Source organism: Salinimicrobium profundisediminis, assembly GCF_026241755.1.
Taxonomy (GTDB): domain Bacteria; phylum Bacteroidota; class Bacteroidia; order Flavobacteriales; family Flavobacteriaceae; genus Salinimicrobium; species Salinimicrobium profundisediminis.
The window spans coordinates 137,556-145,997 of the sequence record NZ_JAPJDA010000011.1; the positions used below are offsets into that span (position 1 = coordinate 137,556).

At 43.8% G+C, this 8,442-nt stretch carries 8 protein-coding genes; all 8 read left to right on the forward strand.

All coding sequences use genetic code 11. From position 1 onward, the window contains the following. Positions 1-272: 272 nt before the first annotated feature. The 8 genes from OQ279_RS08405 (at position 273) to OQ279_RS08440 (ending at position 8,331) form a co-directional block, all read left to right on the forward strand. The gene (locus tag OQ279_RS08405) at positions 273-1,025 is read left to right on the forward strand and encodes a cyclase family protein (protein WP_266069443.1); all 753 of its coding nucleotides are present in this window, start codon (positions 273-275) and stop codon (positions 1,023-1,025) included. After that, a complete protein-coding gene (locus OQ279_RS08410) occupies positions 979-1,398 on the forward strand; it encodes a DUF4260 domain-containing protein (RefSeq protein ID WP_266069444.1) in 420 nt (139 codons plus the stop codon). The genes OQ279_RS08405 and OQ279_RS08410 overlap by 47 nt, the downstream gene beginning before the upstream one ends. Positions 1,399-1,415: 17 nt before the next feature. Continuing rightward, the gene (locus OQ279_RS08415; protein WP_266069445.1) at positions 1,416-1,772 is read left to right on the forward strand and encodes an MmcQ/YjbR family DNA-binding protein; all 357 of its coding nucleotides are present in this window, start codon (positions 1,416-1,418) and stop codon (positions 1,770-1,772) included. A 5-nt stretch (positions 1,773-1,777) separates the two neighbouring features. Further along, complete coding sequence (locus tag OQ279_RS08420; protein WP_266069446.1) at positions 1,778-3,553, forward strand: MutS-related protein; 1,776 nt, start codon at positions 1,778-1,780, stop codon at positions 3,551-3,553. Positions 3,554-3,715: 162 nt separating this feature from the next. Continuing rightward, on the forward strand, positions 3,716-4,717 hold the full coding sequence (locus OQ279_RS08425) for a metal-dependent hydrolase (protein WP_266069447.1): 1,002 nt from the start codon (positions 3,716-3,718) through the stop codon (positions 4,715-4,717). A 57-nt stretch (positions 4,718-4,774) separates the two neighbouring features. Further along, on the forward strand, positions 4,775-6,487 hold the full coding sequence (locus OQ279_RS08430; protein ID WP_266069448.1) for a DUF885 domain-containing protein: 1,713 nt from the start codon (positions 4,775-4,777) through the stop codon (positions 6,485-6,487). A gap of 232 nt (positions 6,488-6,719) precedes the next feature. Further along, positions 6,720-7,619, forward strand: coding sequence for an EamA family transporter (locus OQ279_RS08435; RefSeq protein WP_266069450.1), 900 nt, complete (start codon positions 6,720-6,722; stop codon positions 7,617-7,619). 136 nt (positions 7,620-7,755) lie between these two features. Next, positions 7,756-8,331 carry a PhnA domain-containing protein gene (locus OQ279_RS08440; protein WP_266069451.1) on the forward strand — a complete coding sequence of 192 codons (576 nt, stop codon included), beginning with the start codon at positions 7,756-7,758 and terminating at the stop codon, positions 8,329-8,331. Positions 8,332-8,442 lie beyond the last annotated feature (111 nt).

Genomic DNA, 8,442 nt, shown 5'->3' on the forward strand with positions numbered 1-8,442 from the left:
ACCCCAAAAAATCACAAATCCCGAAGGGATTATAATCAACAAAAAAGGACCCCGAAGGGGTCCGATGTTTATAGCCCAAAAAATTCATGAATACACACAAAACATATTCCCCACGTAATACACGACCCCATCGGGGTCGAATATTTGGGTAAAGACATTTTACAGGTATTAAATATTAGGGTGGAAATCTTTCACAAAAACCTGTTAACCCATTCAATTCCATCTTCAAAAACCGCAAATATCCTGCTATCTTTGGTTCCATATTTTCAAGCATGCAGGCGATACTAAGACATAATCAAACCAACTATACCATCGACTTCTCCAAGCCCCTGGATATTTCCCTTAGTTTACGGGGTGATGACAAGAATCCGGTGGCGTGGTATTTAAAAGCCCCCAGGATTCAGCCCGTGCAGGAGGGAAACTGGGTTGGAAAGGTAAGCAAAGGCGGATCGGTAAACTTCAATAACATTTATTTCAATCCGCATGGGCATACCACCCATACTGAGTGTGTAGGTCATATTACTTCGGAATATCATGGGATCAATGAAAGCCTGAAAACCTTCTTTTTTTCAGCTAAATTAATCTCTGTAGAGCCGGTAAAGTCAGATGGAGATGAGATGATTACAAAAGAGCAGCTAAAAGCACATTTTAGAGAGGGAGAGGCGCAGGCGGTTGTGATACGTACGCTGCCAAACAGCATTGCAAAGCGCAGCAAACATTACTCTCACACCAACTGGCCTTACCTGAAGGAAGAAGCCGCGGTTTACCTTCGGGAGTGCGGAGTGCAGCATCTGTTGATCGACCTGCCTTCTGTAGACAGGGAAGAGGACGGCGGAAAATTACTGGCTCATAAAGCCTTCTGGAATTACCCTAAGAACACACGATTTGAAGCTACAATCACCGAGCTGGTTTACGTGCCTTCGCGAATTGAGGATGGTTTTTATTTTCTAAACCTGCAGCCTGCTTCTTTTGAGAACGATGCTGCACCATCAAGGCCCGTGCTTTACAAACCTGAGCAGATATGAAAACAACTTAAAGCTGGAGGAGCTGGCTATGCTGCTCCTTGGTATCTATGTTTTTAGTTTTCTGCATTACCAGTGGTGGTGGTTTTTAGTTCTATTTCTGGCGCCCGATCTTGGTATGATTGGCTACGCTTTTGGAAACAGAGCCGGAGCTTTTGTGTACAACCTTTTTCATCACAAAGCTGTGGCCATTGCGATCTATCTTGCCGGATCTTTTTTTCTTCTGCCGGTGTTGCAGCTCATCGGGGTAATCATGTTCTCTCATGCCGCTTTTGACCGGATGTTGGGCTACGGACTCAAATACGAGCAGGGTTTCCGGCACACTCATCTCGGTACTATTGGAAAGGCCCAGAAAGTAGATGATCAGCCTTCCTGATTTCTTATCTTTGAGCTATGGACGTAGATAGCTTCAGAAATTATTGGCTGGCGAAGAAAGGCGTCACCGAGGAGTTGCCTTTTGGCCCCGATGCCCTTGTTTTTAAAGTAATGGGTAAGATGTTTGCGCTTGCCGCTTTAGAAAGTGTTCCATTTAAGGTGAGCCTCAAGTGCGATCCCGAAAAAGCGCTTACTTTAAGAGATGAATACCCAGATTACATTGAAGGTGCTTATCATATGAACAAGAAGCACTGGAACAGCCTTCAGGTAGAAAGTCTTCCGCCGCAACTGGTGCAGGACTTAACAGATCATTCTTACCTGCTTGTAGTTTCGGGTCTCACAAAGAAACTTCAGCAGGAATTACAAAACCTATAAATTAAATGACACAGCAACCCGCAACTTTTTACAAAGCTCAAATAGAAAAATACCGCACACAGCTTCATGCAGCTTCAAGAAAATTGGGTCTTTCAAGCTTGTTGCGCTTCCTGGTATTCCTGGCAATCGCTTTTGCAGTCTATGCTTTTTGGGGAAATGCGACAGCCGTTGTGGCATCCCTGCTGGTGGGGATTGCCATTTTTGTGTTCCTGGTTTCCCGGCATTCCGATTTGCGGTACGAGCGGGATAAATTCAGAGAATTGATAAAGATCAATGAGACCGAACTTGAAGTGCTTAAGCGGAATTTTCACAACCTGCCAACAGGAGATGAATTTGCAGATCCGCTGCATCCATACAGTCAGGATATCGATCTCTTCGGAAGGGCTTCTTTTTTCCAGTACCTTAACCGCTCTACTTTAATTGAAGGCAAGGAGAAACTGGCACAGCTGCTGCTTTCTAATGATATAAATCAGATTGAACTGAAGCAGGAAGCAATAAAGGAACTTGCTGAAAAAGCCGACTGGCGGCAGAATTTCTCTGCTCTTGCTACTTTAGTAAAAACGGAAACCCGTACCGCCACCATCACCGGGTGGCTCAACAACTACAGGAACTTTGTACCCAAATTTATGAAGTGGTTGCCCCTGGTTTTCTCCACTATTTCAGGGGTAGTAATAACAGCCTTTTTTCTCGACTTTATCGGCGGAATCGAACTCGCACTCTGGTTCTTCGCGGGGCTGCTCATTACCGGATTTTTCCTGAAGCGCATCAACCTGCTCTCTACCAGTGTAAGCAAAGTGCAGGATACCTTCCATCAGTATTATCAGCTACTGGCGTTAATTGAGAACACGACATTTCATTCAGAATTACTGAAGAGGAACAAAGAAGAAATAGCTTCCGAAAAGCAAAAGGCTTCCGCCATTCTTAAGAAGTTTTCCAGGTCCATCGATTCCCTTGATCAGCGAAACAACATGATCTTTGGGGTGTTTGGCAACGGTTTCCTGCTGTGGGACCTGCGCTATTCCTGGAAGCTGGAGCAGTGGATAAAGGAACACGGGCAGGTGGTTCAAAAATGGTTTCGGGCTATAGAATTTCTGGATGCCTACAATTCCTTCGGAAACTTCGCCTTTAATCACCCGTCTTACGTTTTTCCTGAACTGCACCACGATTCCCATATTTCTGAAGCCACTCAGCTGGCGCATCCATTATTGGACCCAGAGAAACGAATAGCCAATGATTTTTCTATCGAAAAAGAGCAGTTCTTCATCATTACCGGTGCAAATATGGCCGGGAAAAGCACCTTTTTGAGGACTGTAAGTTTGCAGATCCTTATGGGAAATGTGGGGCTTCCGGTTTGTGCCACTGCCTGCCACTACACACCAATAAAACTCATCACCAGTATGCGCACTACAGATTCACTTACAGATGATGAATCCTATTTCTTTTCGGAATTAAAGCGGCTGAAGTTCGTGGTAGACGAGATAAAGACCGATAAATATTTCATCATTCTCGATGAGATCCTGAAGGGAACCAACAGTACAGATAAAGCCATTGGTTCCCGAAAGTTCATAGAAAAGCTGGTTGGCTCCAACTCTACCGGAATCATTGCCACCCATGATCTTAGCCTTTGTGAAGTTTCTGAAGAATTGCCACAAGTAAAGAACTACTATTTTGATGCAGAGATCATCAACGACGAACTCAATTTTGATTACCGCTTCAAAAAAGGCATCTGCCAGAATATGAATGCTTCTTTCCTGCTGAAGAAAATGGAAATTGTCGATTGAAGTTAGACTTTAGAAGTACGAATTTAGAAGTTGGCGCGGATTTGCAATCCGTGCTGGAATTGAAATTTGAAATTTGGAAAAAATGAAATAGTGGATTAACCCCCACCCCCGAAGGGGAGCTGTATCTAATACAATATTCAATATACATTATACCTTTAAAAAGTGGATTCATTAACTCAAATAGTACTCGGTGCCGCGGTGGGCGAAGCTGTTTTGGGCAGGAAAGTCGGGAATAAGGCGATGCTTTATGGTGCAATTGCTGGAACCATCCCCGATCTCGATGCGCTTGCGAGCAATTTCACCGACACAATAACCGCAATCGAGGTCCACCGCGGATTAACACATTCCATATTTTTTGCTGTATTGGCGTCACCACTTTTTGGCTGGCTCATTTCAAAGATAGAACGAAAGAGCGGCGTTGGCTGGAAAGGCTGGTCATGGCTCATGTTCTGGGGCTTGTTTACACATCCCCTCCTCGACTCTTTTACCACCTGGGGCACGCAGTTGTTCTGGCCGCACGACATTCGGCTGGCGTTTAAGAGTATTTTCGTGATTGACCCCTTATACACCCTGCCTTTCCTGGTTTTTCTTATTCTCGCCATGCGGCGTAAAAAAGAGGATCCAAAAAGGGCAAAATTCAATCGCCTTGGTTTGATTGTGAGTACAACCTACCTCATGCTCACGTTATTCCTGAAGTTTATTGCTCACCAACAGTTTGTAGAAGATTTAGAGCAGCAGGGCATATTTTACTCCCGCATCGATACGCGCCCCACTCCGCTCAATACCGTGCTATGGTCAGCTAATGTGGAGGCCGAAGAAGATTTTCTCATTGGCTATTATTCCTTTTTTGATGACGAGATGATACGCTTTGAATCGGTGCCAAAGAACCATCATTACCTGGGGAGTCTCAAAAATGACAAAAATGTGCAGCGTTTAATAAGCATCACCAATGGCTGGTACAGTATCTCCGAGAAAGATGGGTTCCTTTACTTTAACGATCTGCGCTTCGGAAAACTTAATCCTTCAGCTGAAGATTCAAATTTTGCTTTCAGCTATAAATTAATTCTGGAAGATGGCAGCGTAACAGCCGAAGAAGAGCCCAAGCGCCCGGAAGATGGAAAACAGATCCTTATAGATCTTTGGGAGCGCATCAAAGGCAATTAACTTCAGGAGTGAGATTTCCTGAAAACTTTATATTTATCATTCATCAAAAATGTCATCATGAAATACCTTTTTTGGAACCTAACATTTCTTCTCCTTGTAAGTTTTCAAGTACAAAGTCAGAATTCTTCCGAAGCATTAAAGCAGGTGATAGAAAAGGTTGATGAGCACAAAGCATATGACCGACAGGCCAATCCCCTGGGACTTTTTACAGAAGAAGTATATAAAAAAGAGGCCAAATTTGCCCGGGAGCGCCTAAAGGAGCTCGAAAAGATCAATAAAGAGCAGCTTTCTGAAACTGAAGAGATCTCTGCGGAATTGTTGCGATATGATCTTCAGGAAACTGTCGATTTTTATGAATACGAGGCTTATTTGAATCCGTTGCTTTCTGATGCCGGTTTTCATGTGAGCCTGCCGTATCACGTGAGGGATTTTAGCACCTATACGCAGGTAAAGGAATACCTGAACAAGCTCAATGCGATTCCCGCTTATGTAGATCAACACCTGGTATTGCTGCGGAAGGGGATCAAAAAAGGCAATTTACAGCCTGCGGTAATTTTTAAGGGATATGAGGCTACATATAATGACCAGATTGTTGATGATCCTAAAAAAAGCTACTACTATTCGCCATTTTTGAAGCTTCCACCTATTCTGAATCAGCAGCAAAAAGATTCAGTTTTAGCTGCGGCTGAAATTGCAGTTTCTAAAAATGTGATCCCGCAATTCAGGCGTGTAAAAGCCTTTTTTGAAACAGAATACCTTCCGGCGGCGAGAGAATCTATTGGAGTTTCAGAAATTCCCGGAGGCAGCAAATATTATCAAAATCGCCTGAATTACTATACCACCCTGGATCTTTCCGCAGAAGAGATCCATCAAAAAGGCCTGGAAGAAGTGGCACGGATCAATGCCGAGATGAAAAAGATCATTTCAGAAGTAGGTTTTGAAGGCAGTTTTGAAGATTTTATCCACTTCCTTCGGACAGACGAGCAGTTTTATGCTAAAACCGGAGAGGAGCTGCTAAAAGAAGCGAGGGATATTTCAAAACGCATTGATGCCCAGCTACCAAAGTTCTTTAAAACCCTGCCGCGGAAGCCTTATGGAGTAGCTCCAGTACCCGACGCCATTGCGCCAAAATACACTACCGGGCGTTATGTTGGAGGCGGCGATGATACCGAACCGGGGTATTATTGGGTAAATACTTACAATCTTTCAAACCGGCCCCTGTACGTGCTGCCGGCGTTGACTGCCCATGAAGCAGTGCCCGGCCATCACCTGCAAATCTCCTTAAACGGGGAGCTGGGAGATAGTATTCCGAAGTTTAGAAGGAACTTCTATTTATCGGCTTTTGGAGAGGGCTGGGGCCTTTATTCTGAAAGCCTGGCAGAAGAGATGGGCATTTACACAACTCCTTATGAGCGCTTCGGCAAACTCACTTATGAACAATGGCGCGCCGGCCGACTCGTAGTCGATACTGGCATTCATGTGATGGGCTGGACGCGAGAACAGGCGGTGGAATTTCTTCGCGCCAACACTGCACTTTCCATGCACAACATTAATACCGAAGTAGACCGCTACATTTCGTGGCCAGGACAGGCAGTTTCTTATAAAATTGGTGAGATGAAGATCCGCGAACTCCGCAAAAAAGCTGAAGAAGCTCTGGGAACCAATTTCAATATTCGGGATTTCCATGAGGTGATCCTGGAACAGGGAACGGTGACATTACCCATCCTGGAAGAAAGGGTGGATGCTTATATTGAAAGGAGTTTGAAGTAATCTTTTAAAGACCTCACAGGTTTTTGAAACCTGTGAGGTCTAGTACTTAAATATGAAGGCGGCTCTTTATAAAACTATAAATCCTGCAGCTAAATAACATTCCAAAAAATCTTTTCCCACTTCGTGGAAATAACCTACTTTTGCACCCGCAAAAAATCTTTCTTAACACAGGATTTTTCTGAATAAAATCCAATCCTTAAAATCATCTGCAGACGTTCTGCAACCTCTATTTATGAACAACTCTTTGCTTAAAGGCAGCCTTTTTGTTGCACTTGGGGCGATTAGCTATGGAATGCTAACTACCTTCGTAAAAATAGCCTATGCCGAAGGATACACCTCTCATGAGATCACTTTTGCCCAAATGGCTCTGGGCCTTGTGGGATTACTTATTATCAACCTTTTTATTGGGAAGAAAAAAGCAGCTGCCCCCGTTCAGAATAGATCTAAAAGTATATTGAAACTTGTTGCCGCAGGGACTTCGCTGGGCCTTACCAGTACTTTTTATTATCTGGCAGCTAAGTATATCCCGGTATCTATTGGCATTGTTCTTTTAATGCAAAGTGTTTGGATGGGTGTAGTGCTGGAAGCTATCCTTGAAAAGAAAATTCCTGGAGCCAAAAAGGTATTTGCTGTAGTTGCCATCCTTGCCGGGACGGTACTTGCGACCAACTTAATGACCGATTCTTTTCAGCTGGACTGGAGAGGAATGGGCTGGGGGCTGCTTGCCGCAATGTCTTATACCGTGACTATCTACACCTCAAATACTGTTTCATTACAACTACACCCTTTAAGGAGAAGCCTTTGGATGATGGTTGGAGGAACTCTTATTGTCGGGATCATTTCCTTTCCTTTTTTAATAGAACAATTTAACCTGCAGATATTTCAGAAATGGGGATTGATTCTTGCCATTTTTGGAACTATTCTTCCTCCCATTCTTTACACCCAGGGAATGCCTAAAACAGGAGTGGGCCTTGGCGCCATAGTCTCTTCAATTGAGTTGCCGGCAGCGGTGCTTATGGCGTACTTCCTGTTGAGTGAGACCGTAAACCTCTATCAATGGGCGGGTATTGCTCTTATACTTATCGCAGTAATTCAGATGAACCTGCCTAATTTCAGGCGGAACAAGATCTAAATAAAGGCTTCTGAAATAAATACTTTTTCTGAAGCTTTATCAAAGGTTTCAGCAGAAGAGAATAATTTCAGGAAAGCCTGAAGCTGGCATTCTTAAACTACAGAAAATGCTACCTTTGTCTTAAAATTTCCTTAAAATGAGCTTAGAACAAGACCTGTTTCAAAGAAGTTCCTCGCAATGTGAACTTTGTACGTCTACCAATGATCTTGAGGTATATGAAATTCCCGATTCTCCTGAAGGTAGCGAACACCATATACTTGTTTGTGCTACCTGTAAAGAGCAAATAGAAGATCCTGAAAAGACAGATCCAAATCATTGGAGATGTCTTAATGACAGCATGTGGAGTACAGTCTCTGCGGTACAGGTGATGGCATGGCGCATGTTAAACCGACTAAAAGGTGAAGGCTGGCCGCAAGACCTGCTTGATATGATGTATATGGAAGAGGAGCAGCTGGCATGGTCAAAAGCCGGACAGGCTACAGGAGAAACCTCTGGAGGTGTGGTTCACAAGGATTCTAATGGTGTAACTATAGAAGCCGGGGATACCGTGGTATTGATTAAAGATCTGCCGGTACGTGGCTCCAGCCTTGTGGCAAAAAGGGGGACGGCCGTAAGAAGAGTTTCTTTAGTTCACGACAATCCGGAGCAGATTGAAGGTAAGGTGGAAGGTCAACAGATCGTGATCCTTACAAAGTTCGTTAAGAAGTCATAAAAACAGGAGTCGCAGAATATCTGCGCTTTTACAACATTCCCCACATGAAGAAACTCCATTAATTTCTTCGGCTAACGGGTTGCAGAATATCACCTTCCTGTATTAAATTTA